At 73.1% G+C, this 22864-nt stretch carries 21 protein-coding genes; 11 read left to right on the top strand and 10 right to left on the bottom strand.

Features of this window, described 5'->3' with window-relative positions:
• Positions 1 to 164: 164 nt before the first annotated feature.
• The gene (locus GE115_RS13975; protein ID WP_153685379.1) at positions 165 to 653 is read right to left on the bottom strand and encodes a DUF6220 domain-containing protein; all 489 of its coding nucleotides are present in this window, start codon (positions 651 to 653) and stop codon (positions 165 to 167) included.
• Positions 654 to 872: 219 nt separating this feature from the next.
• Here GE115_RS13975 and GE115_RS13970 point away from each other — a divergent pair, with 219 nt between their 5' ends.
• The 6 genes from GE115_RS13970 (at position 873) to GE115_RS13945 (ending at position 8276) form a co-directional block, all read left to right on the top strand.
• The gene (locus GE115_RS13970; RefSeq protein WP_153685378.1) at positions 873 to 1610 is read left to right on the top strand and encodes an NUDIX hydrolase; all 738 of its coding nucleotides are present in this window, start codon (positions 873 to 875) and stop codon (positions 1608 to 1610) included.
• Positions 1607 to 2947 (top strand): quinolinate synthase NadA, encoded by a 1341-nt coding sequence (gene nadA, locus GE115_RS13965; RefSeq protein WP_153685377.1) that lies wholly within the window; start codon positions 1607 to 1609, stop codon positions 2945 to 2947. The genes GE115_RS13970 and nadA overlap by 4 nt, the downstream gene beginning before the upstream one ends.
• A gap of 1 nt (position 2948) precedes the next feature.
• On the top strand, positions 2949 to 4457 hold the full coding sequence (gene nadB, locus GE115_RS13960) for an L-aspartate oxidase (protein ID WP_153685376.1): 1509 nt from the start codon (positions 2949 to 2951) through the stop codon (positions 4455 to 4457).
• Positions 4457 to 5368 (top strand): carboxylating nicotinate-nucleotide diphosphorylase, encoded by a 912-nt coding sequence (gene nadC, locus GE115_RS13955; RefSeq protein ID WP_153685375.1) that lies wholly within the window; start codon positions 4457 to 4459, stop codon positions 5366 to 5368. The genes nadB and nadC overlap by 1 nt, the downstream gene beginning before the upstream one ends.
• The gene (locus GE115_RS13950; protein ID WP_312855186.1) at positions 5365 to 6510 is read left to right on the top strand and encodes a cysteine desulfurase family protein; all 1146 of its coding nucleotides are present in this window, start codon (positions 5365 to 5367) and stop codon (positions 6508 to 6510) included. Before nadC ends, GE115_RS13950 begins: the two co-directional genes overlap by 4 nt.
• A gap of 209 nt (positions 6511 to 6719) precedes the next feature.
• Positions 6720 to 8276, top strand: a complete 1557-nt coding sequence (locus GE115_RS13945; RefSeq protein ID WP_312855185.1) for an MDR family MFS transporter — start codon at positions 6720 to 6722, stop codon at positions 8274 to 8276.
• A gap of 89 nt (positions 8277 to 8365) precedes the next feature.
• Here GE115_RS13945 and GE115_RS13940 read toward each other — a convergent pair whose 3' ends face one another.
• Positions 8366 to 10090, bottom strand: a complete 1725-nt coding sequence (locus GE115_RS13940) for a substrate-binding domain-containing protein (RefSeq protein ID WP_153685373.1) — start codon at positions 10088 to 10090, stop codon at positions 8366 to 8368.
• Between the two features lie 352 nt (positions 10091 to 10442).
• Here GE115_RS13940 and GE115_RS13935 point away from each other — a divergent pair, with 352 nt between their 5' ends.
• Positions 10443 to 11102 (top strand): phosphoribosyltransferase, encoded by a 660-nt coding sequence (locus GE115_RS13935; protein WP_153685372.1) that lies wholly within the window; start codon positions 10443 to 10445, stop codon positions 11100 to 11102.
• 21 nt (positions 11103 to 11123) lie between these two features.
• Here the strand turns inward: GE115_RS13935 and GE115_RS13930 are convergent, their stop codons facing one another.
• Positions 11124 to 11924 carry a putative protein N(5)-glutamine methyltransferase gene (locus GE115_RS13930; protein WP_153685371.1) on the bottom strand — a complete coding sequence of 267 codons (801 nt, stop codon included), beginning with the start codon at positions 11922 to 11924 and terminating at the stop codon, positions 11124 to 11126.
• Positions 11925 to 12056: 132 nt separating this feature from the next.
• On the opposite strand from GE115_RS13930, the gene GE115_RS13925 reads away from it, so the two are divergent.
• The gene (locus GE115_RS13925; RefSeq protein ID WP_153685370.1) at positions 12057 to 12575 is read left to right on the top strand and encodes a hypothetical protein; all 519 of its coding nucleotides are present in this window, start codon (positions 12057 to 12059) and stop codon (positions 12573 to 12575) included.
• Between the two features lie 25 nt (positions 12576 to 12600).
• Here the strand turns inward: GE115_RS13925 and GE115_RS13920 are convergent, their stop codons facing one another.
• Positions 12601 to 13479, bottom strand: coding sequence for an Fpg/Nei family DNA glycosylase (locus tag GE115_RS13920; protein ID WP_153685369.1), 879 nt, complete (start codon positions 13477 to 13479; stop codon positions 12601 to 12603).
• Positions 13480 to 13512: 33 nt separating this feature from the next.
• Positions 13513 to 14238: a Pr6Pr family membrane protein gene (locus GE115_RS13915; protein ID WP_153685368.1), complete on the bottom strand. Its 726-nt coding sequence runs from the start codon at positions 14236 to 14238 to the stop codon at positions 13513 to 13515.
• A 260-nt stretch (positions 14239 to 14498) separates the two neighbouring features.
• Here GE115_RS13915 and GE115_RS13910 point away from each other — a divergent pair, with 260 nt between their 5' ends.
• Together GE115_RS13910 and GE115_RS13905 are read left to right on the top strand one after the other, a co-directional pair.
• Positions 14499 to 16412 carry an anthranilate synthase family protein gene (locus GE115_RS13910; protein ID WP_246190793.1) on the top strand — a complete coding sequence of 638 codons (1914 nt, stop codon included), beginning with the start codon at positions 14499 to 14501 and terminating at the stop codon, positions 16410 to 16412.
• A 54-nt stretch (positions 16413 to 16466) separates the two neighbouring features.
• Positions 16467 to 16682, top strand: a complete 216-nt coding sequence (locus GE115_RS13905; RefSeq protein WP_153685367.1) for a hypothetical protein — start codon at positions 16467 to 16469, stop codon at positions 16680 to 16682.
• A gap of 9 nt (positions 16683 to 16691) precedes the next feature.
• Here GE115_RS13905 and GE115_RS13900 read toward each other — a convergent pair whose 3' ends face one another.
• Both GE115_RS13900 and GE115_RS13895 read right to left on the bottom strand, forming a co-directional pair.
• Positions 16692 to 17597 carry a DNA-formamidopyrimidine glycosylase family protein gene (locus tag GE115_RS13900; protein WP_153685366.1) on the bottom strand — a complete coding sequence of 302 codons (906 nt, stop codon included), beginning with the start codon at positions 17595 to 17597 and terminating at the stop codon, positions 16692 to 16694.
• A 31-nt stretch (positions 17598 to 17628) separates the two neighbouring features.
• Positions 17629 to 18210, bottom strand: coding sequence for a GNAT family N-acetyltransferase (locus GE115_RS13895; protein ID WP_172979929.1), 582 nt, complete (start codon positions 18208 to 18210; stop codon positions 17629 to 17631).
• Between the two features lie 107 nt (positions 18211 to 18317).
• Between GE115_RS13895 and GE115_RS13890 the strand changes: the two genes are divergently transcribed.
• Positions 18318 to 18902 carry a 1-acyl-sn-glycerol-3-phosphate acyltransferase gene (locus tag GE115_RS13890; RefSeq protein ID WP_153685364.1) on the top strand — a complete coding sequence of 195 codons (585 nt, stop codon included), beginning with the start codon at positions 18318 to 18320 and terminating at the stop codon, positions 18900 to 18902.
• Between the two features lie 13 nt (positions 18903 to 18915).
• Here GE115_RS13890 and GE115_RS13885 read toward each other — a convergent pair whose 3' ends face one another.
• The 3 genes from GE115_RS13885 to GE115_RS13875 form a co-directional block, all read right to left on the bottom strand.
• Positions 18916 to 20232, bottom strand: coding sequence for a hypothetical protein (locus GE115_RS13885; RefSeq protein WP_153685363.1), 1317 nt, complete (start codon positions 20230 to 20232; stop codon positions 18916 to 18918).
• A 93-nt stretch (positions 20233 to 20325) separates the two neighbouring features.
• On the bottom strand, positions 20326 to 20901 hold the full coding sequence (locus GE115_RS13880) for an RNA polymerase sigma factor (protein ID WP_312855184.1): 576 nt from the start codon (positions 20899 to 20901) through the stop codon (positions 20326 to 20328).
• A gap of 94 nt (positions 20902 to 20995) precedes the next feature.
• Positions 20996 to 22675 carry a substrate-binding domain-containing protein gene (locus tag GE115_RS13875; RefSeq protein ID WP_153685362.1) on the bottom strand — a complete coding sequence of 560 codons (1680 nt, stop codon included), beginning with the start codon at positions 22673 to 22675 and terminating at the stop codon, positions 20996 to 20998.
• Between the last annotated feature and the right edge of the window lie 189 nt (positions 22676 to 22864).

The following is a 22864-nucleotide window of genomic DNA, read 5'->3' as shown; positions in this document are numbered from 1 at the left end:
CGGCGGAGCCCGCAGTGGCCGTGCCCGCGGTGGCCGTGCCCGCGGTTGCGGTACCCGCGGTGAAGCCGGCCGCGAGCCACAGTCCGGCCGCGGCGATCGCCGCGGCCGACTGCAGCAGGAGCAGGGCCGACGTGGTCATGACGGCGAAGCGCCGGCGCGCGGCGTCACGCGCTCGGCACCGCGGCCTCGTCGCCCGCCGCCGGGGCGGCGTCGACGGGGCCGGCGGGCTTCGCCGGCGCACCGTCGCGCACGAGGCGCCGGGCCCGGACGACGAGCAGGACGCCGACCAGCAGGATCGCCGCGCCGTTCACCGCGTGCAGCGAGAGGAACAGCGTCGCCGCGAGCGGCGGGTCGGCGTGGCTGGACTCGTCGAGCCCGAAGATGACCCCGGTGAGGATGAACAGCACGGTCTGGAACAGGATGAGCACGAGCGGCAGCACGCTCAGCCAGATCGTGCGCTTCCCGGCCTTCGCGAGCGCGGCGGCGACGATCATGAGCAGGGCGAGCAGCGGCAGCACGATCCTGCCGTTCGTGCCGTGCCAGGCGAACAGTTCGTCCTCGGGGTTCGAGAACACGCCGACGGCGGCGAAGTAGAGCTGCAGGACGACGGACGCCGTGAACAGCACGGTGACGACCAGGAATACCTTGCGCATGGCAGGGCCTCGCTTTCGAGGGATCGGGGACGGGCTATCGCCGATCGTGGCGTCGAACCGCTCGGCGCGGCATCCGTGATCGCACGTATTCCCGCCTCGGTGCTGTCCCGGACGTGCGTGCGCCCTCATCGGATTTCGCCTTCGTGTCAGGTTGACTGTAAGCTGCTCGACGAGACTTCGTGTCAGATTGACTCTTTTACCGGTGGAGGAGGACGGCCGATGCCCCAGCACGAGCGCGACGCACGGCTGGCCGTCTCCACGGTCATCTTCGCCCTCGAGCCCGGCGTGACCCCCGAGGGCGCCGAGCGCGTGGCATCCGATCGCGCGTCGCTCTGGATCCCGCTCGTGCGACGGCTGCGCGATCCCGGCGAGGGCCGATGGGCGCTGCCCGGCGGATGGCTGGGCGCCGGCGAGGCGCTCGAGGCCGCGGCCGCGCGCACGCTCGAGGAGACGACGGGCGTCACGCCCCGATTCCTCGAGCAGCTCTACACCTTCGGCGCCCCCGACCGGTCCCCCGGCGAGCGCGTCGTCTCCGTCGTGTACTGGGCGCTCGTGCGCCCTGAGGAGACGACCGGCGCGATCGACGACCCCAACGTGCGCTGGTTCGACCCCGACGACCTGCCCGACCTCGCCTTCGACCACAACGCCATCGTCGACTACGCCCTCACGAGGCTTCGCAGCAAGCTCGGCTACGCGCAGATCGCCCACTCGTTCCTCGGGCCGACGTTCACGATCGCCGAACTCCGCGAGGTGTACGAGACCGTGCTGCGCGTGCACCTCGACCCGGCGAACTTCCGCCGCACGGTCGAGGCGTCGGGCGCCCTCGTCGAGACCGGCGAGGTGCGCACCGGCACCCGGCATCGCCCGCCCAAGCTCTACCGACCCGCCGAGGCGCCGACCGGCGACGGCATGTTCCGAGTCCCCATCGCACCGCACCTGAGGAAGAGCCCGTCATGACCCTCGCAGACCCCCGCACCGCCCCCACGCGCCTGGCCGCTTCGGTCGACCGGTCCATCCGGCTCATCTCGACCGGCGCCTCGAGCGGCTCGACCTGCTCGCCCGACCTCGCGAACGGTCCATGGGAGTTCGACGGCGGTCCGTCGGCGTACGGGCCGGGCGCCTCGATGGGCGACGTGATCCCGGCCGGCGCCCCGCGCCAGGGCTCGCTGCCCGAGGCCTACCGCCGCGCGACCGACGACGAGCTGCACGCCCGCATCCGCGCCGCCAAGCAGGCGCTCGGCGACCGCGTCGTCGTGCTCGGCCACTTCTACCAGCGCGACGAGGTCGTGCAGCACGCCGACTTCGTCGGCGACTCGTTCCAGCTCGCCAACGCCGCGCTGACCCGACCCGACGCCGAGGCGATCGTCTTCTGCGGCGTGCACTTCATGGCCGAGACCGCCGACCTGCTGTCGCGTCCCGAGCAGGCGGTCATCCTGCCGAACCTCGCCGCGGGCTGCTCGATGGCCGACATGGCCGACGAGTCGAGCGTCGAGGAGTGCTGGGAGCAGCTCGAAGCCGTCTACGGCGACCTCTCCGCCGTCGACGCCGACGGTCGCGTGCCCGTGATCCCCGTGACGTACATGAACTCGTCGGCGGCCCTGAAGGGCTTCGTCGGCCGTCACGGCGGCATCGTCTGCACGTCGTCGAACGCGCGCACCGTGCTCGAGCAGGCCTTCGAGCGCGGGCAGCGGGTGCTGTTCTTCCCCGACCAGCACCTGGGCCGCAACACCGCGAAGGCCATGGGCGTGTCGCTCGAGCAGATGCCGATGTGGAACCCGCGCCGGCCGCTCGGCGGATCGACCGCTGAGGAACTCGCCGACGCCCGGGTCATCCTCTGGCATGGCTTCTGCTCGGTGCACAAGCGCTTCACCGTCGACCAGATCGCCGCCGCCCGCGAGTCGCACCCCGGCGTGCAGGTGCTCGTCCACCCCGAGTGCCCCATGCCCGTGGTCGACGCCGCCGACGCCGCCGGCTCGACCGACTTCATCGTGAAGGCCATCCAGGCCGCCCCGGCCGGCTCGACCTTCGCGATCGGCACGGAGATCAACCTCGTGCAGCGCCTCGCCGCCGAGCATCCCGAGCACGAGATCTTCTGCCTCGACCCCGTGGTGTGCCCGTGCTCGACGATGTACCGCATCCACCCCGGCTACCTCGCCTGGGTGCTCGAGGAGCTCGTCGCCGGCAACGTCGTCAACCGCATCACGGTTCCCGCCGACGTCGCCGATCCCGCGCGCCTCGCCCTCGAGCGGATGCTCGCGGCGAAGCCGCCGGCCGCCGTGCCCGCCGGAGCCTGACATGGCGCGCGTGCTCGTGGTCGGCGGCGGCATCGCCGGCCTCTGGACCGCGGTGAAGGCCGCCGACGCCGGCCACGACGTCGAGCTCGTCACCAAGGCCGAACTCGCCGAGGGCTCGACCCGATACGCCCAGGGCGGCATCGCCGCGGCGATCTTCCCCGACGACTCGGCGCGGCGGCACTTCGCCGACACGATGGACGCGGGAGCGGGCCTCGCCGACCCGGCCGCGGTCGGCGTGCTGTGCGACGAGGGCCCCGCCCGGGTGCGCGACCTGATCCGGTTCGGCGTCGGCTTCGACCGCGGCGAGTCGGGGCTGCACCGGGGGCTCGAGGCGGCGCATTCCCGCGCGCGCATCCTGCACGCCGGGGGCGACGCGACCGGGGCCGTGATCGAGGCTGCCCTCGTCGGAACCGTGCGCCGCCGGGCGGTCGCGATCGCCGAGGGTGCGATGCTCATCGACCTCGCCGTGACGGCCGGACGCGTGACCGGCGCTATCGTGCTCGACGCAGCCGGCCGTCGTCGCGTGCACACCGCCGACGTCGTCGTGCTCGCGACGGGCGGCAGCGGATGCCTCTACCGGCATACGACCAACCCGACGGTCGCCACGGGCGACGGCGTGGCCGCCGCGTGGCGCGCCGGAGCCGCGGTCGCCGACCTCGAGTTCACCCAGTTCCACCCCACCGCGCTCGCCGCCCCCGGCACCCCGCTCATCTCCGAGGCCGTCCGCGGCGAGGGCGCCGTGCTCCGCGACGCCGGCGGCGAGCGGTTCCTGCTCGCGATCGATCCGCGCGGTGAGCTCGCGCCGCGCGACGTGGTCGCCCGTGCCGTGTGGCGGCGCGTGCGCGAACAGGGCGGCACCCCGGTGCGTCTGGACGCGACGGCGCTCGGCGGCGACTTCCTCGCCGCGCGGTTCCCCAGCATCGACCGGGCCACGCGCGAAGCGGGCTTCGACTGGTCGCGCGAGCCCGTGCCCGTCACGCCGGCCGCGCACTACGCGATGGGCGGCATCGCGACCGACCTCGACGGCCGAACGAGCCTGCCCGGCCTCCTCGCCGTCGGCGAGTGCGCGCGCACGGGTGTGCACGGCGCGAACCGGCTGGCATCCAACTCGCTGCTCGAGGCCGCCGTCTTCGCCGACCGGGCCGCGCGCGCGATCGAAGCGGCGTCGACGATTCCTTCCCTTCCCGAGCACGCCCACCCGCAGGTCGCATCGTCGCACGAGCGCTCACCCGTCGACCGTCGCGAGCTGCAGGAGCTCATGTGGGCGAACGTCGGCCTCGAGCGCGACGAGGCCGGACTCGCCGCGGCCGCCGAGCGGCTCGCGGCGTGGACCGCCGCCGAGCCCGTCGATCGTCGCAGCGCCGAGGACCGCAACCTGCTCGACCTCGCGCGGCTCACCGTCGCCGCTGCCCGTGCGCGGCGCGCGAGCGTCGGCGCCCACTTCCGTACGGATGCCCCGGCCGCGGCATCCGGTGCATCCATCGCCGAACCCGAACTGGAGGCCGCCTGATGACCGAGCGACGCGAGATCGATCGCATCGTCGACGCCGCGCTCGACGAGGACGCCCCCTGGGGCGACCTCACCGGCGAGACGCTGATCCCCGCCGACGCGACGGCGTCGGCCGAGCTCGTCGCGCGCGAGGCCGGCGTGCTCTCTGGTGTCGAGGTGTTCGCGGCGGCGTTCCGGCTCGTCGACGACCGCATCCGGGTCGAGCCACTCGCAGCCGACGGCGATCGGTTCGCGGCCGGCGACGTGCTCGCCCGGGTGGCGGGCCCCGCCCGGGGCATCCTGCGCGCCGAGCGCGTCGCGCTGAACCTCGTGCAGCGCATGTCTGGCATCGCCACGCTGACCGCGCGCTACGTCGCCGAGGTCGCGGGCACCCGCGCGCGCATCGTCGACACCCGGAAGACCACGCCGGGCCTTCGCAGCCTCGAACGCCAGGCGGTACGCGACGGCGGCGGGCGCAACCACCGCCGCTCGCTCTCCGACGCCGTGATGGCGAAGGACAACCACCTCGCCGTGCTCACCGCCGGCGGACGCGACCTCGCGACCGCGCTGCGCGAGGCCCGCGAGCGGATGCCACACACCGCGCACCTCGAGGTCGAGGTCGACCGCGTCGACCAGATCGACGCGGTGCTCGCCGGCGGTGCCGACACGATCATGCTCGACAACTTCACGCTCGACGAACTGCGCGAGGGCGTCGCCCGCATCGGCGGGCGCGTCGTCGTCGAGGCATCCGGCGGCGTCTCGCTCGACACGGTCGCGGCGATCGCGGCGACCGGGGTCGACCTGATCTCGGTCGGCGCGCTCACGCACTCGGTGCGCGCGCTCGACTTGGGGCTCGACATCGGGCTCGAGGCGACCGCCGCCCGCGGGCACTCGGCCGCGCCGGCGACGACGGAGGACGGCGACACCGCGTGATCTTCCTCGACCACGCCGCGACCTCGCCCGTGCGCCGCGAGGCGCTCGAGGCGATGTGGCCGTACCTCACCGGCGAGTTCGGCAACCCGTCGAGCCGGCACCGGCTCGGCGACGGGGCCGCTCGCGCGGTCGACTGGGCGCGCGGAGAGGTCGCCGCGGTCGCCGGATGCCGCCCCGGCGACGTGGTGTTCACGAGCGGCGGCACCGAGGCCGACAACCTCGCGATCAAGGGGCTGGCGCTCGCGACCCCGCGCGGTCGTCACGTCGTCGTGTCCGCGATCGAGCACGAGGCCGTCCTCGAGTCCGCCGCCTACCTCGAGCGGCGCCACGGCTTCGACGTCTCGCGACTCCCGGTCGACGGCGAGGGCCTCGTGAGCCCGGCCGCGCTGCAGGATGTGCTGCGCGACGACACGACGCTCGTCTCCGTGCAGCTCGCGAACAACGAGGTCGGCACGATCCAGCCGGTCGCGGCGCTCGCGGGGGTCGCCCGTGCCGTGGGCGCGCTCGTGCACACCGACGCGGTGCAGGCCGCCGGATGGCTGCCGCTCGGACTCGACGCCCTCGGGGTCGACGCGCTCTCGCTGGCCGGACACAAGGTCGGCGCCCCCAAGGGCACGGGTGCGCTCATCGTCCGCGGTCGGCTCCCGATCGAGCCCGTGGTGCACGGCGGCGGTCAGGAGCGCGGCCGCCGCTCGGGTACCGAGAACGTCGCCGGCGCGGTCGCGTTCGCGACCGCCCTGCGGCTCGCCGAGCGGGAACGAGTGGATGCTGCGGCCCGGGTCGGCTCGCTCGCCGCGCGGTTCACGGCGCGCGTGCTCGCCGAGGTGCCGGGCGCCCGGCTGACGGGTGCGCCCGAGGCGCGGCTGCCCGGCACCTGCTCGTTCGTGTTCCCCGGTGCGAGCGGCGAGGCGGTGCTGCTCGAGCTCGAGCGCGACGGCGTGTTCTCCTCGAGCGGGTCGGCGTGCGCCGCCGGCCGCGATGAGCCCTCGCACGTGCTCACGGCCATGGGGCTGCCGGCCGACCTCGCGCAGACCGCGGTGCGATTCACGCTCGGCCGGGAGACGACCGCCGACGAGGTCGACGCGGCAGCCGATGCGGTCGCCCGCGCGGTGTCGGCGGTCCGTGGCATCGTGGACGCATGACCGCAGCCTGACCGCAGCTCGAACGCGTGCCGCATCCGCGGTGCATGCGTACCTATTCTTCGTGCGAATCGGGAATGGCACTCGCGCAGGCGAGGTTGTCGCTCGATACCGCTTGAATTCCCGGAGCGCCAGACGCTCCCGCCGACACCGACCATCCGCTCCAGGCGCCGCACGCGCGGTGCCTGCAGTCGCGACCGTTAAGGACGCCCGTGACCGAACGCACCTTCTCCGATCTCGACCCCACCACCGCCTCCGTCGCCACCACCGTCCCCGAGTCCGCCGTCGCGCGCTCCGAGGACGCCGCCGTCCGCGCCCACCAGCCCGAGCACGGGGCGCGCAACACGCGCGTGATCTGGCTCCTGCTCGCGGCCACGTTCGTCGTGTTCCTGAACGAGACGATCATGGGCGTCGCCGTGCCGCACCTCGTCGACGACCTCCAGATCAGCGTCACGGCCGCGCAGTGGCTCACCACGGCGTTCATGCTGACGATGGCCGTCGTCATCCCCATCACCGGGTTCCTGCTGCAGCGGTTCCCGACCAAGCCGATCTTCGTGACGGCCATGAGCCTCTTCTCGGCCGGCACGCTGCTCGCGGCGCTCGCGCCGGGCTTCGAGGTGCTTCTCGGCGCCCGCGTCGTGCAGGCCACGGGCACCGCGATCATGATGCCGCTGCTGATGACGACCCTGATGACGGTCGTCGCCCCGAGCGATCGCGGCCGGTTCATGGGCCGGGTCTCGATCGTGATGTCGGTCGCGCCGGCCATCGGCCCGACCATCTCGGGCCTGATCCTGAACGTCCTGAACTGGCGCTTCATGTTCTGGCTCGTGCTGCCGATCGCGGTCGCGATGCTGATCATCGGCGCGCGCAAGGTCGAGACGGTCAACGAGCCGCGCAAGCTGCGGATCGACCTGTTCTCGGTCGTGCTCTCGGCCTTCGGGTTCGGCGGACTCGTCTACGGCCTGAGCCTGCTCGGCGGCGAGTCGGGCGGTGACTCAGGCGCCGCCGCCACACCCGAGTGGGCGATCGGCGTCGCGATGGGCGTCGGTGCGATCGGACTGATCGCGTTCGTCTGGCGCCAGCTGTTGCTGCAGCGGTCCGACCGCGCGCTCCTCGACCTGCGCACCTTCCGGTCGAAGAACTTCACGATCTCGATCGGCATGATGGTGGTCCTCATGGCCACCCTGTTCGGCACGCTGATCGTGCTGCCGTTCTACCTGCAGCGGGTGCTGCTGCTGAGCCCGCTCGAGACGGGGCTCATGCTGCTGCCGGGCGGGTTGATCATGGGCCTGCTCGGCCCGACCGTCGGCCGGCTCTTCGACCGATTCGGACCGACCCCGTTGCTGATCCCCGCGAGCATCGTCGTCAGCGGCGTGCTCTGGTCGCTGACCATGGTCGGCGTCGACACGTCGGTCTGGCTCGTGCTGGCCGCGCACATCGTGCTGTCGATCGCGCTGGCGTTCATGTTCACGCCGCTGTTCACGTCGGCGCTCGGCTCCGTCGAGCCGCGCTTCTACTCGCACGGCTCGGCGATCGTCGGCACCCTGCAGCAGGTCGCGGGCGCCGTCGGCACGGCGCTGTTCATCTCGGCGTTGTCGGCTCGCGAGGCGTCGGCCGCCGTGGCCGGTGCGAGCGAGCTCGCGGCGCAGGCCGCCGGCATCCGAGCCGCGTTCCTGGTCGGCGCGATCCTCTCGATCGGCGCGATCGTGGGCGCCCTGTTCGTGCGCAAGCCCGCCGACATGGTCGAGGGGGCCGGCGTCGGCCACTGACCTCGCGGCACCGGTCCGAACGACACGAACGCCCGGCGGATTCCGCCGGGCGTTCGTCGTGTCGGTGCCGTGCGGCCCGGCACCTGCGCTCAGCCGCAGTTGGGCCGGCAGGTGCGCTGCGTCAGCGCGTCGACCAGTACGAGACCGAGGTCCTCGGGCTTGGATGCCGAGTATGCCGCGCCGCCCGTGACCGCCGCGATCTGCTGCATCGCGGCGAGGTCGGTGTCGGGGCCGAAGCCGATCATGATCACCGGCACGGGCTTGGCGGGGTCGGCCATCTTCTGCAGCTCGGCGAGCAACTGCTCGAGCGCGATGCCGTTCTCATCCTCGTTCTTGCCGTCGGTGATGAGCAGCACCGAGTTGACCTTCTCGGGGTCGTACGTCTCACGCACGCGCTTCACGGCGGCGAGGGTCGTGTCGTAGAGCCCGGTCGCGCCGCCGAGCCGCGCGGGCAGCGAGCCGATGATGCCGTGGATCTGCTGCGTGTGCGCCTGGTCGACCAGCGGCGCGATGGGCGCGAGGTCCTCGTAGTCGAGGTCGCCGTTGCGGGCCGTCGAGAACACCCAGACGCCGAGCTCGACCTCGCCGGAGAACTTCGACATGGCGCCGATAGCCGCCTGCTGGAAGATGTCGATGCGGCGCAGTCCATTCGCGGCCGGCTCCTCCATCGAACCCGACACGTCGATGACCGCGAGCATGCGCGAGCGCAGCGTGAGCACGCCCCAGGCGCGCAGGATCTCGAGTTGGGCCGCGCCGTCGAGCGGGGCCGCGGGCGGTGCCGCCGTGGCCCCGATGCCGGCGAGGTCGACCTCGCCCGAACCGTCGGGGGCGCGGAAGCCAGCCGCGAGCAGTTCGTCGCCGGCGTCGCGCACGGCCTGTTCGAACGCGTCGACGAGCTCGGCTACGGAGGAGCCGGAGTCGCTTCCGCCCTCGGTGGCTTCATCGTCGCCCTCGGCGGCCGCTTCGTCGTTCGGGAGCACGAGGAACGGATAGTCGAGTGAGACCGTGCCGTCGGCCGGATACGCGGCGACCAGCGGTTCGGCCGGGTCGTCCATGTTGTACGACGCCAACTGCGCCTCGCTCGTGACGACGACGCTCGGCTGCTCGGCCGACGAGACGGCGCTGAACGCCGCGGAGACCGACGCCGGGATCGCCTTGCCGAGCGCGATCATCGCGCCCGGGAAGGCGCGCGGGTCTTCAGCCGGCGCATGGGCGCGGAGCGCGAGCAGGCCGGCGAGGCTCGATGCGGATGCCTCCGGGTCGGGCAGGATCGTCGGCAGCGTGCCGCCGAGGACTCTGGTCCAGCTCACCGGTTCGGTGGCGACGATCTCCTCGGCGCGCGTCGAGGGCGCGGCGAAGACGACGGGTGAACTGGCGACCGAGGCGCGCGCGTCGAATTCGGGGGCGGGCTGGCCGAGCGAGGATGCCGTCGCGGCGACCCGGTCGACCCAGACGCTCGAGTCGGGGATCCAGGCGTCGGCCTCGAGTCCGCCCGCGGCCGCCACGGCGGCCGAGTCGGCGGCATCCTGCGGCTGGACCGTGGTCGCGACGCAGTGGTCGCCTGACGCATCGAAGTCGGCGGCGATGTTGTCGAGTACCGGCGCGATCGACGTGTCGGCGACGATCTGCAGGGTTTCTGGGCTCTCGCACGCCGTCGGGTCGGAGGCCGACGCGAACAGCGGGTTGAGGTGTCCGCCGACCCAGAGGAAGACGCCGGACGCGACGAGACCGACGACGGCGACACCGGCGACGATCGAGAGGATGAGGGCGCGGGTCGGCTTCTTCGCCGAAGCCGCGATACTGTGACGACCCACAGGGATACTCCAAGCCGACCGGGACGCAGCTTTGGGGGGACGTCGCCGGTCCCGGTCTGAACGGGTTCCCCCGCCCAGGGGGAGCGAGGTTCCATCAGTGTAGGCGATGGTTCCTCGACTCGGGGGATCCGATTTCCGAATCCGGGCACGGGGAAGGGCGGACGATGCCTCGCATCGCCCGCCGAGCCGGTCCCCCGACCGGCTGCCGCGGGCCTCGAGCGCCGATCGAACCCCCGTACGTTCGGCCTCTGGTGTCCACGTTCCGATTCCCGTGCTGTTGCGACATTACTCCGTCCGAGCGCGTGGCGACAGGGCCTTGACGATTCGAATCCGGTGGGGTCGGATGCCCCGCATGGAGCGGTTCCGAGATCGGCGGGAGGCCGGACGCCGGCTGGGCGCGACCCTGCGCGATCGCAGTTCCGAGCTCGGCCTCGACCGGCCCGTGGTGCTGGGACTGCCGCGCGGCGGCGTGCCCGTCGCGGAGGAGGTCGCACTGGCCCTCGGCGCCCCACTCGACGTGCTCGTCGTGCGCAAGCTCGGACTCCCCCACGCGCCGGAGGTGGCGATGGGGGCGGTCGGTGAACGGGAGGCGATCGTCTGGAACGAGGACGTACGCCGGCGATCGGATTCGGCGGCCGAGGTCGACCGGATCGAGCAGCGGGAGCGCGCCGAGGTCACGGCGCGCGTCGCGCGCTTCCGCGCGGGTCGCAGCGCGGTAGACGTCGCCGGCCGGACCGCAGTGGTCGTCGACGACGGCGTCGCCACCGGCGCGACCGCGCGGGTCGCGTGCCGGGTCGTGCGTGAGCTCGGTGCAGCCGCAGTCGTCCTGGCAGTGCCCGTCGGCCCGGCCGACGTGGTGGCCCACGTTCCGGAGGCCGACGCCGTCGTATGCCTGGCCACGCCGCCCGGGTTCATGGCCGTCGGCATGCACTACCGCGACTTCCGCCAGGTCGAGGACGACGAGGTCGTCGCGATCCTCGCCGGTACACGACCCGCGGCGGAACAAGGCTGAGGTCGGCGCCGCGCCGCGGGATCAGAAGGCGCGCCCGGCCCGCACACCGACGACATACGTGGAGCCGACTTCCTCGTCGCCCTCGATGCGCACCGCCAGGCCCGCGGCGCGCAACACCGCGGCCGTCGACGGGGCCTGGCGCTCGCTCGTCTCGATGAGCACGCAGCCGCCCTGGGCCAGCCATCGCGGGGCATCCGCGGCGATGCGGCGGTGCAGCCCGAGGCCGTCATCGCCGCCGTCGAGCGTGTGCCGGGGCTCGTGGTCGCGCGCTTCGCGCGGCATGAGCTCGATCTCGGCCGACGGCACGTACGGCGCGTTGACCGCGAGCACGTCCACCGAGCCCACCAGTTCGACGGGCAACGCCGCGTACAGGTCGCCCGCATACGCCCGCCCGCCGTATGCCGCGAGATTGCGTGCCGCGTATCCGACGGCGACGGGGTCGAGATCCGCCGCCACCACCCAGGCTGCCGGCACCGACGCTGCGACCACCGCCGCGATCGCGCCGACACCGCAGCAGAGGTCGACGACGACCGGGGCATCCACTCGACGGCTCGCCGCCCGTGCCGACTCGGCCGCGGCAGCGGCGAGCGCCTCGGTGCGCCGGCGCGGTACGAAGACGCCGGGGCCCACCTCGAGTCGAAGACCGGCGAACTCGACCCAGCCGAGCAGCGGTTCGAGGGGTTCGCCGGCGACGCGGCGGGCGACGAGCCGCTCGAGCGCGTCCGGGTCGGCGGCCGCTGCCCGGAGCAGTGCGGCCTCCTCCTCGGCGAACACGCATCCGGCCGCGCGGAGGCGGGCGACGAGTGCGTCGGCGCCGGTCATCGGCCTCGCCCGTCGCTTGATGCGGTCGGGCGCGCAGGATCATGGCGCGGGTCCGGCGATTCCGCAACCCGTTGCCGGCGACGCGCGGACTGCGCTCGACTGGGGCATCCCGACCGAGGAGGCGGACACCCCATGGACACCAGCACCGTCATCTGGATCATCGTGGCGATCGTCGTCGTGATCGCCGTCATCGCGATCGTCGTGGCCATGTCGTCGCGTCGAGCCCGCGAGGCTCGGGCGCAGCAGCAGCGGCATCGCGCCGCGGAGATCCGCGAGAAGGCCGAGGTCGGCCAGGAGCGGGCGGCCTCGCACGACGTCGCGGCCGCACAGGCAGCGGCGTCGGCCGCGCAGGCGGATGCCGACGCGCGAGCCGCCCAGGCGAACGCCGACCGCCTCGCCCGCGAGAGCGCCGCGCGCCAAGGCGAGGCGGACTCGCTGCGCGCCGAGACCGCCGAGCAGCTCCGCGAAGCCGATCGCGTGGACCCCGATGTCGACACGAAGGGCGATCGCATCGACCGCACGCCCGACGACCGCACCGCGGACCGTCCGGACGACGCGCGCACGACGGACGACCGCACCGGTGCCGACCGCACGGTCACCGACCCCGCGACCACGGATCGCCGTCCGCGCGACGACCGCCCGCTGACCTGACCCGCCGGCGCCGCGCCGCCGCGCCTCACTTGACGAGCCGCGACAGCACGCGATCGGCCAGCGGCTTGCCGCCGGTCTGGCAGGTCGGGCAGTACTGGAACGTCGAGTCCGCGAAGATCACCTGGCGCACCGTGTCGCCGCACACCGGGCACGGCTCGCCGGTGCGGCCGTGCACCTGCATGCCGCGCCGCTTGGCGTCCTTCAGGTCGGCGGGTGGGCGACCGGATGCCGCGTCGACGGCCTCGGCGAGGGTGTCGCGCATCGCCCGGTACAGCGTCTCCACCTGCTCGGGCGTGAGCTTCGCCGCGAGCGCGTACGGCGACATGCGCGCCGCGTGCAGGATCTCGTCGGAGTAGGCGTTGCCGATGCCCGCGAACACCGTTTGGTCGCGCAACACGCCCTTCACCTGGGTACGCCGGCCGGCGAGGATCGCCGCGAAGTCGTCGAGCGAGAACTCGGCGGCGGTGGGGTCGGGGCCGAGCCGTGCGATGCCCGGGACCTCCGCCGGATCACGGACGACGTAGACCGCGAGCGACTTCTTCGTGCCCGCCTCGGTCAGGTCGAACCCGGAGCCGTCGTCGAGCCGCAGCCGGAGCGCGAGCGGCGACTTGCCGGGCTTGACCGGGGTCTTGGGGACCTCGTCGTACCAGCGCAGCCAGCCGGCCCGGGCGAGGTGGAACACGAGGTGCACTCGGTCGCCCGGCGCCGGGGCATCGGTTGCGAGATCGACGAACTTGCCGTGCCGGCTCGCCGTCGCGATGCGCGCACCCTCGAGCGCCTGCACCGGAGGATCGAAGGTCTTCAGGGCCGAGATCGACGCGAGGCGCACCGACGAGATCGCGCGACCGACCGCGCGCTCACGCAGGAACCGCGTGAGCGCCTCCACCTCGGGCAACTCGGGCATGCCTCCATCCTGCACCCGCGCGCCGACATCCGGTCAGTCGAGTCGGCGGAGCATCCGGTCGACCGCGACGAGCACCGCACCGATCACCGCGACCCCGACGCCGAGCGCGAGTGCGCGCAGTCCGACGCCGACGAAGCCGGCGTCGCCCGGGTCGAGGAACCCGTACGGGAAGCGGTCGGGCGCCTCGGGCAGCAGCAGCGCGCGGCCGACGGCCATCACGACGTACCCCGCCGGGAACGCCAGCCACAGCGGCAGGTCGCGCAGCCGCGTCGCGCCGTGCGGCCGGAACACGACGAAGTCGACCAGTGCCAGGACGGGCACGGCGTAGAGCAGCAGGAAGACCGAGCGGTTCGCGAGCAGCTCGGCGGGGGTCGACGCATCGAGCAGCCCGGGGATCGGGTTCTCGCCGCCCCGGTCCACGACGTGCGAAACGAGCATCGTCGCGACGAGCCACAGCACGATCGCCCCGCGAAGGCGCGGCGCCGGCGCCGCGCCGGTGCGGCGGACGACCATCAGGTGAAGCGATACCGCGAAGTACCCGAGCGCGATCACGCTCACCTGGGTCGTGAAGAAGTGCAGCGGGTGCGCGTCGCTCACGAGCCCGGCGACGAGGGCGAGCACCATGACCAGGCGCCACGTGAACGCGGCGCGGCCGACCTCGTCGTCGGCGGCGATCGGCGCAATGCTCCCGGCCGCAGGCGCGGCGTCGATCGCGGACGGGGCATCCACGGAACCGGCGGCGGTCGGCGCGGCGCTCATCAGGGTCTCCTCGTCGGGCCCTCCCCCGCGGGCGCTCCTCGCCGGACCAGCCGGCCGCCCGCGATGCGGGCGCCACCATCGTAGTGACTTGACTCGCCCTCCTGCGCGTGCGTTACGCTGCTCAGCATGCAGACCTCGTCGACCCGCAGCTGGTGGCCCGCCTCCTAGGCGGACCGCTGCGACCTCGACGCACGACGACCGCCCCGTGGCGGTCGTCTCGTGTTTCCGGCGACTCCCTCGGGGCCCGACCGGAGAACGACATGACGATCAACGCCGGCCCGATGGGCCACCGCCCTGAGGCCACCCGCCCCGAGTCCACCCTCCTCGGCCGCTGCCTCGCGGGCGAGGCATCCGCGTTCGCGATCATCCGACGCGAACAGGAGCCGACGCTCGACGTGCTGGTCGGCGACATCGTCGAGGTCGATCGGCTCGCCGACATCCCGCTCGACGGTCGCGAGGTGCTGGCGCTCGTGCCGTTCCGGCAGGTGCGCGAACGCGGCTTCGACGCGCTCGACGACGGCGCCCCGCTGCGCTGCCTGGTCGTGCGCGAGCGCCAGGAGATCGAGGTCGAGCGTGCCCTCGAGCTCCTGCCGGGGCATCCGCCGGCCGTCGCCGATCTCGCGGTCGACCTCGACGACGACGCGTACGCCGACGTCGTGCGCCGTGTCATCGACGAGGAGATCGGGCGCGGCGAGGGTGCGAACTTCGTGATCCGGCGCGAGTTCACCGGCGTGACGGATGCCTCGCCCGCGGCCGCGGCGACCGCCTGGTTCCGGGCACTTCTCGAGTTCGAGCGGGGCGCGTACTGGACGTTCGCTTTCGTCTCGCCCGGCCTCGCCGCCGTGGGCGCGACGCCCGAACGGCACGTGAGCTCGCTCGACGGTGTGGTCTCGATGAACCCGATCAGCGGCACCTTCCGCCACGTCGACGGCGCGCCCGGCGCAGACGAGCTCGACGCGTTCCTCGCCGACGTGAAGGAGCGCGAGGAGCTCGTCATGGTCGTCGACGAGGAACTGAAGATGATGAGCGCGGTGTGCCCCGACGGCGGCCGCATCCGCGGCCCCTTCCTCAAGCGGATGTCACGGCTCACGCACACCGAGTACCTGCTGGAGGGGCGCAGCGACCTCGACCCGCGAGAGGTGCTGCGCCTGACCATGTTCGCGCCCACCGTCACCGGTTCGCCCATGGGCAACGCCTGCGCCGTCATCGCGCGTCGCGAGACCACCCCGCGGGGGTATTACGCCGGCGTGCTCGCCCGGTTCACGCCGACCGCGCGCGGGTACGACCTCGACGCGCCCATCCTGATCCGGACCGCGTATGTCGGCGACGCCGGCCACGTGCGCGTGCCGGTCGGGGCGACGCTCGTGCGCCACTCGTCGCCGGAGGCGGAGGTCGCCGAGACCCATGCCAAGGCGGCCGGCGTGCTCACGGCGATCGGCGCGCTGCCGCGGCAGGCGACGCCCGGCGCCCCCACGATCGAACCGGTCGACGCGGAGCATCCGCGTCTCGCCGATCGGAACGCGGGGCTCGCCGCGTTCTGGCGCACCCCGCAGGGCGGCGCCCGCGCCCCGCGCGCGACCGCGCTGCTCGTCGATGCCGGCGACGACTTCACGACGATGCTCGCCCACCAACTGCGCCACCTCGGCGTCGCGGCGCGCATCGTCGCCTGGTCGGATGCCCCGCTCGAGCCCGCTGAAGACCTCGTCGTCTTCGGTCCGGGCCCCGGGGATCCTCGAGCGATGACGGAACCGCGCATCTCGCGGCTGCACCAGCTCGTCGCGGCCCGGCTCGCATCGGGACTGCCGATGCTCGCGGTGTGCCTGAGCCACCAGGTGCTCGCCCGCACGGCGGGGCTCGCGATCGCGCCGCTGCCGGCGCCGCATCAGGGCGTGCAGCTCACGGTCGACCTGTTCGGCGATCCGCGCGTGGTCGGCTTCTACAACACGTTCGCCGCCTACGACGCCGGCCATCGCGTCACGCCGCGACACGACCTCGAGGTCGCCGCGGACCCGGTTTCGGGCGCCGTCCACGGCCTGCGAGGAGCGCGCGTCGCGTCGATGCAGGGGCACCTCGAGTCGGTCCTGTCGCTCGACGGGCTCGCGGTGCTGGAACGCCTCGTCGACGACGTCCTCGCGGATGCCTCCGCCGAGGTCGGCGCCTCGCTCTCGGCGTGAGTCGCGAGCCTCGATCCGGAACCGGATGTCGGTGGGTGCTGAGAGACTCTCAGCATGGAGGTCATCGAGCTGCGGCAGACGCGGCACCTGCGGGCGGGCGACACGCTGGTCAGCGCGAGCGGGCGCACCTACGAGGTGACCAAGGTCGCGCGCGTCGGGCGCGGCATCCGCGTCGAGTACCTGACGCCCGACGGCATCGCCGGCCGGTTCACCGCGGCCCCCGAGGCCATCAGCCGGGTTCGCGGCGGTGGCGAGTCCCGCGTGGCGTGAGGGGGCCGGTCAACCCTCGCCGCCCTTGAGCGGCAGCAGCTCGCCGCCGGTCTGGCAGGTCGGGCAGTACTGCGCCGTCGTGCTCGCGAACGAGAAGTCGCGGAGGTCGTCGCCGCACACCGGGCACGCCTCACCGGCGCGCCCGTGTGCACGCATCGCCGCGACCTTCGCGGCCTTCAGCTGAGCGATCGGCACCCCGCGGCGGGCCTCGATCGCTTCGCGCACCACGCCAGTCGTCGCCGAGAACAGTCGCGCCAGCTCAGCTTCGTCGAGCGCCGCCGCGTGCACCACCGGCGAGACCTTCGCGCGATGCAGCACCTCGTCGGAGTAGGCGTTGCCGATGCCGGCGAGCGATTCCTGCTCCTGCAGCACGGCCTTGACCTGCTTGCGCCGCCCGGCGACCGCCGCTTCGAACCGCTCGCGCGAGAAGTCGGCATCGGCCGGATCGGGCCCGAGCTTCGCGACCGCCGGAACCTCATCGGGGCGATCGACCACCCAGGTGCCGAGCGAGACCCAGTTGCCGGCATCAGTGAGCTCGAGGGTCGCCCCGTCGTCGAAGGAGAGCGACACGAGTGCCGGGGGTGGGTCGGCGGGAGCCGCGGCATCGGGAGCGGCCGATTCGGGGCCTGTCGCGGCCGCTGCGGCCGCTTCGGCTCCGCCGGAGGCATCCGCCCACCTGGCCCAGCCGTGTCGGCCGAGCGAGATGACGAGGTGGCCCGCGTCGCCGAACGCGAGGTCGACCAGCTTGCCGTGACGAGCGACGCCCGACACGGTCGCCGCGATGAGCGAGGCGGGCAGGCGGGATCGGCTCTTGGTCGTGCGGAACTCGAGCACGTCGACCCCGGTGAGCGCGCGGCCGGCCAGTCGGGCGTCGAGCTCTTCGACGAGTGCCTGCACCTCGGGAGATTCCGGCATGACGCCAGCCTCGCACAACCCGCCGACGTCGTCAGCCCAGCGCGATGAGTCGCTCGAGCAGATCGGCATCGACGGGGCGGTCGGTGAACACGAGCCGCTCGAGGTGCGTCGTGCGGCCGTCGCCCTCGGGGGTCTCGGCCGACCGGCCCCGCCATCGGAGTTCGAGCCCGATGCGCTCCAGCACGCGCACCGACGCCGGATTGCCCGCGAGCACGCGAGCGGTGACGGGCACCTCGGGGTGGGCCGTGCGCGCCGCGGCGAGCGCCGCCGCTGCCGCCTCGGTCGCGTACCCGCGACCCCACGCCCCGGGTGCGAACCGGTAGCCGAGGTTCCACGCCGGGAAACCGAGCATCGTCACGCCGGCGGTGCCGACGAGCACGGGCTCGCCGTCGGGCTCGGCAGGCGCGAGCACCGCCCACGTACCGAGGCCGTGTTCGCGCCGGCTCGCCTCGGAGCGCGCGATCATCCCGGCCGTCATCTCGGGCGAGCGGTGACGGCCCTGGGGCAGGTGCCGCCAGGTCTCGGGATCGGCGTAGATCGCGTGGACGGCGTCGAGGTCGGAGGGATCGAGCGGGCGGAATCGAAGGCGCGTGGAGGTCGAACCATGGTGCATCCATCCATCTTCGCCGCAGCCGGCGACATCGACCGCGGCCGGAATCGGTTGCGCCGTTCGTCCGACGTATGCATTCGAGTGCATCGAACATGACATACGGTGGCCGGATGCTTCGAGGACTCGTCTCCCGCGTCTACTGGACCTGCAGCCGCTGGACGCTCACCGGCGAGCCGGCGCCGACGCGCCCGACCGTGCTGATCGGCGCACCGCATACCTCGAACTGGGACTTCGTGCTCATGCTGGCCATCGCGTGGCGTCTCGGCATGGACTTCCGCTGGCTCGGCAAGAAGAGCCTGTTCGCCGGATGGCGGGGGCCGATCATGCGTGCGCTCGGCGGCATCCCCGTCGACCGCGCCGATCCCGGCCGCGTCGTGGCCGAGGTCGTCGAGCGGGTGCGCGGCGGCGAGGTCTTCGGCCTCGTCGTGACGCCTGACGGCACACGCGGGTCGAACGAGTACTGGAAGTCGGGCTTCTACCGCATCGCCCGCGAGACCGGGATGCCGGTGACCCTCGGCTTCGTCGACCGCACCACGATGACGACCGGGCTGGGCCCGACGATCGAGCTCACCGGCGACGTCGCCGCCGACATGGACCGTATCCGGGCCTTCTACGCCGACAAGGCGGGCCTGCGTCCGCAGTTCCGCACCGAGCCGCGCCTGCGCGACGAGAGCGGGTCGCAGGCGACCGCCTGACCTGGCGGCCTCTTCACTTCGTCGAGAGGTCGAGGTGCGAGTCGGCGATCGCGATCACCGACCAGGTGCCGCCGTCGGCGTCGGTGAATCGGTACGACGGCGCGATGATCACGCTGCCGTCGGGCTGCCACTGCGTCGACGGCATGAGCTCCGCCGCGACGATCTCGACGTCGTTCACCGGCCACGAGACCGGCGCGCCCGGCTGCGGAGTGGTCGGCGGCTCGGTCGGCGGCACCCACTCGACCGGGGCGTCGGCGACGTCGACCATCGCGTCCTCGGCCAGCGGCACCGGGCCGCCCGATATCCGGGCTCCGAACCGCGGGTCGGACAGGCGCTCGAACGCGGCCTGCGCACTCACCACGGGGTAGTCGCCGAGCGGAACGATCGGCGCGAGGTTGCCCGACGCGCTGTACACGCCCTCATCGGTCAACTCGAGATACCACGACTGGTCGAACCGGTGCCCGTCGAGCATCGGCCAGGCCTGGGCCATCCGCGTGACCGCACCCTCCCAGGTCTCAGACGTGTACTCGAAGTCGGCCGGGTCGAAGCCGGCACCGGCCACCAGCGCGCGGAGCGCGTCGACCGCCGCGGCTTCGTCGGGCTGGGTGCCCGTCGACGTGCACCCGTTCGGGTCGTCGCAGGACCACGGGTCGAGTGCCGGATTCACATACGAGAACGCCATGGTGCCGCTGAGCCCGACCGTCACCGACGGGCCGCTGCCGTCCTGCGGGCCGACGACCCAGGCCCCGTCTCGCAGTTCGGGTACACCCTCGACGCCGAGTGCGGCTGCCACGGCGCCCACCGACTCCGCGTTCGAGACGGCCCGCGCATCGTAGGTGTAGGCGGCTGCCGTGCCCTCGGCCGTGTCGAGACCCGCGGCGTGGAAGCTGTTGCCATTGCCGCCCCAGGGCATGGAATCGGCCGCGAACTTCGATCCACCGAGGTCAGGGGTGATCGGCACGGGCGACCCCGAGGCGTCCCGTGCCGCGCCGACCGCGCCGTCCTCCATCGTCTGGTTCGCGGGGGACGTCCGGCTCGCGGTGACGCCGCTTCCGGCGTTCGCGGCGCCGATGCCGTAGCCGACCGCGCCCGCCACGATGGTCGCGGCAGCCGCGGCCGCCGCGACGGGCAGCCATCGACGCCGGCGGCGCGCACGCTCGCCCGCCAGGTCGGCCACCGGCGCCGAGGCATCCGGCTGCTCATCGGTCGCCATGGCGACGACCTCGTCGGCGAACCCGGCGCGAGGCTCGACTCCGGCGGCCGGATCCGCGTCGCGGAGTCGTTCGACGGCGTCGCGTTCGGGCTCGTCGTGCCCGCTCTGGTCCTGCATGTCGTCCACCTTTCGAAGCACCGGTTCACCCTGCCTGTGTGGCGAGGCGGGCGCATCTTGCACCGCGGGCATCGGTGCGCTGCACGCCATCGCTCAGAACGTGAGCCGCTCGCCCCAAGCCTCGCGGAGGCGCTTGCGCGCCCGCGAGAGCGCGGCATCCGCCCCGGACCGGGAGATGCCCAGTACCGCCGCCAGTTCCGCGCCGTCGAGCCCCTCCCAGGCGTGGAGCAGCAGGATGCGCCGGTCGCGATCACCGACGCTCGCGAGCGCCCCGCGCAGTTCGGCGTCGAACAGCGCGCTCAACTCGGGATCGTCGGCGACGCGGGCCGGTCCCGAATCGGGCACGTGCTCCACGGGCACGTCGCCGAGCTTCCGGCGATGGTTGGCGAGGATGAAACCGGCCGTCCGGTACAGCCACGGCAGCACCGCCTCGCGTGGTACGTCGTCGCGGCGGCGCCAGGCCGTCGCGAACACGTCGGCCGCGAGATCCTCGGCATCCTGTCGCGGGCCGCGGCGGGCGAAGTAGCGCACGAGCGCAGTCGCGTGCTCGTGCACCACGTGCGTGAACCACTCGGCATCCGCGCCGGCGTCGGGCATCGTCACCCCCAGGGTCGGCTCGGCATCGGCGGCATCCGTCGCAGTCGTCACATCGAGTCTGTGTCGCGACATCCGCGAGTCTTGCAGGTGCGCCTGCATCCCGCTCGTCGACGAGCGCCCGCGGGCACGATCGCGGTAGCGGACGCGGGCGCCGTCGCCGAGGCGTTCACCCGCAGTCGGGTCGGCAGCCGCGCTGGAAGAGCGCGTCGACGAGCACCGCGCTGAGGTCCTCGGGCCGGTGCGCCGTGTAGGCGGCCCCTCCGGTCGCCTCCGCGATCCGCTGCATCGCGCCGAGGTCGGTGTCGGGGCCGAACCCGACGAGGATGACCGGTACGGGCTTCGCGGGGTCGGCCTGCTCGTTCAGCTTCGCGATCAGCGTGTCGAGGTCGATGCCGTTCTCGTCCTCGTTCTTGCCGTCGGTGATGAGCAGCACCGAGTTGACCATCTCGGGGTCGTACCCCTCGCGCACGCGCTGGACCGCCGCGAGCGTCGTGTCGTAGAGCCCGGTCGCGCCGCCGAGTCGGGCCGGCAGCGAACCCACGACCTGCATCACCTGGGCGGTGTGCGCGGAGTCCACCAGCGGGGCGATGGGCGCGGCCTCCTCCCAGTCCTGTTCGCCCGCCCTGGCGGTCGAGAAGAGCCAGACCCCGAGCTCGACCTCGCCCGACATCTGCCCGAGCGCGCCGCCGGCCGCCTGCTGGAAGATGTCGATGCGACGAAGTCCGTTGCCGGCGGGTTCCTCCATCGAGCCCGACACGTCGATGACGGCGAGCATGCGCGAGCGCAGCGTCATCGTGCCCCAGAGCCGGAGGATGTCCAGTTGCGCGGCGCCGATCTCCTGCGCCTTGAGCAACGTGGCGAGGGCATCGTCGGCGAACGGCAGGACCGCCATGACGCCGCCCGCGTTGGTGAGCGTGCCGGATCCGTCGGGTCGGCGCAGGCCGGCCTCGACGATCGGGTTCGCGTCGACGCGGAGCGCTCGTTCGAACGCGGTGACCAGGCGCGCGCGCGCCTGGCCGGCCTCGTCATCGGAGACCGGCATCGCGACGAACGGGTACTCGAGGGCGACCGACGCGTCACCGGGATACTCGGCGACGAGCCGGTCGTCGGGATTGTCTCGATTGTGCTCGACGATCTCCACCTCGGTGAGGATGACCGCCGTCGGGGTCTCGGCCGTGAGCGCCGACGCGATGGCGGCCTCGGTCGACGCCGGGATCTGCTTGCCGAGCGCCATCATCGCGCCCGCGAACTGTCGCGGGTCCGCCGTCGACGACACGCTGCGGACGGCGTACAGGCCCGCAACGCTCGCCGCGGATGCCTCGGGGTCGGGCAGGATCGTCGGCAGCTGCCGATCGCGCACCCGAGCCCAGGTGACCGGCTCGACCTCGACGGCATCGGCATGCTTCTCGGGCACGCCGAGCACCACCGGCGAGACGGCGATCGACCCGCGATTGTCGATCTCGGGCATGGACTGTCCCATGAACGAGGTCAGCGCGGCGAGTCGCTCGACCCAGACGCTCGAGCCCGGGATCCACGCGTCACCGTCGAAGGCCCCGGCTGCGATCTGGGCCACGCTGTCGGCCGACGCCTGTGTCACGACCTGGGCGTCGAGGCAGTCCTCGCCGCTCGCGGGCGACCTGAGGCGGTCGGCGATGACGCCGACCGCGGTGGCGATCGACGGGTCGACCACGACGACGAGCTGTTCGGTTTCCTCGCACGACGCACCGGAGGCCGCTGCGGGCTCGGAGCCGCCGGTGTTGCCGATCCAGACGATGCCGACGGTCACGAGGAGGGCGATGACCGCGGCACCGGCGGCGATGCCGATGATCGCGCCTCGACGGGCCATGAATTCGCCGACGGTCGGGAGTCGGCGGCCGGGCGATGGGGTCGGCGAAGGAGCCGGCGTGCTGTGTCGTCCCACGGGCACTCCAGGGTCGGGAGCGACGACAGCGCCATCGCTTCACGGAAACGGCCCCGGGGGTGGGCCGCCCGGTCAGTGTAGAGGGTTCGGCGTCCGCGCGCGACGCGAACGCGT

The sequence above is a fragment of the Agromyces agglutinans genome, from assembly GCF_009647605.1.
Classification (GTDB): domain Bacteria; phylum Actinomycetota; class Actinomycetes; order Actinomycetales; family Microbacteriaceae; genus Agromyces; species Agromyces agglutinans.
Note: the sequence above shows the minus strand (reverse complement) of the source record. Positions and strands in the feature narration are given on the sequence as shown.

Excerpts from the sequence above, each read along its gene's own strand:
- GE115_RS13880 (WP_312855184.1), bottom strand. The coding sequence starts at position 20,901 with ATGTCGCGACACAGACTCGATGTGACGACTGCGACGGATGCCGCCGAT.
- GE115_RS13910 (WP_246190793.1), top strand. The coding sequence starts at position 14,499 with ATGACGATCAACGCCGGCCCGATGGGCCACCGCCCTGAGGCCACCCGC.
- nadA (WP_153685377.1), top strand. The coding sequence starts at position 1,607 with ATGACCCTCGCAGACCCCCGCACCGCCCCCACGCGCCTGGCCGCTTCG.
- GE115_RS13905 (WP_153685367.1), top strand. The coding sequence starts at position 16,467 with ATGGAGGTCATCGAGCTGCGGCAGACGCGGCACCTGCGGGCGGGCGAC.
- GE115_RS13935 (WP_153685372.1), top strand. The coding sequence starts at position 10,443 with ATGGAGCGGTTCCGAGATCGGCGGGAGGCCGGACGCCGGCTGGGCGCG.
- nadC (WP_153685375.1), top strand. The coding sequence starts at position 4,457 with ATGACCGAGCGACGCGAGATCGATCGCATCGTCGACGCCGCGCTCGAC.
- nadB (WP_153685376.1), top strand. The coding sequence starts at position 2,949 with ATGGCGCGCGTGCTCGTGGTCGGCGGCGGCATCGCCGGCCTCTGGACC.
- GE115_RS13890 (WP_153685364.1), top strand. The coding sequence starts at position 18,318 with ATGCTTCGAGGACTCGTCTCCCGCGTCTACTGGACCTGCAGCCGCTGG.
- GE115_RS13975 (WP_153685379.1), bottom strand. The coding sequence starts at position 653 with ATGCGCAAGGTATTCCTGGTCGTCACCGTGCTGTTCACGGCGTCCGTC.
- GE115_RS13925 (WP_153685370.1), top strand. The coding sequence starts at position 12,057 with ATGGACACCAGCACCGTCATCTGGATCATCGTGGCGATCGTCGTCGTG.
- GE115_RS13915 (WP_153685368.1), bottom strand. The coding sequence starts at position 14,238 with ATGAGCGCCGCGCCGACCGCCGCCGGTTCCGTGGATGCCCCGTCCGCG.
- GE115_RS13920 (WP_153685369.1), bottom strand. The coding sequence starts at position 13,479 with ATGCCCGAGTTGCCCGAGGTGGAGGCGCTCACGCGGTTCCTGCGTGAG.
- GE115_RS13885 (WP_153685363.1), bottom strand. The coding sequence starts at position 20,232 with ATGCAGGACCAGAGCGGGCACGACGAGCCCGAACGCGACGCCGTCGAA.
- GE115_RS13900 (WP_153685366.1), bottom strand. The coding sequence starts at position 17,597 with ATGCCGGAATCTCCCGAGGTGCAGGCACTCGTCGAAGAGCTCGACGCC.
- GE115_RS13875 (WP_153685362.1), bottom strand. The coding sequence starts at position 22,675 with ATGGCCCGTCGAGGCGCGATCATCGGCATCGCCGCCGGTGCCGCGGTC.
- GE115_RS13970 (WP_153685378.1), top strand. The coding sequence starts at position 873 with ATGCCCCAGCACGAGCGCGACGCACGGCTGGCCGTCTCCACGGTCATC.
- GE115_RS13895 (WP_172979929.1), bottom strand. The coding sequence starts at position 18,210 with ATGCACCATGGTTCGACCTCCACGCGCCTTCGATTCCGCCCGCTCGAT.
- GE115_RS13930 (WP_153685371.1), bottom strand. The coding sequence starts at position 11,924 with ATGACCGGCGCCGACGCACTCGTCGCCCGCCTCCGCGCGGCCGGATGC.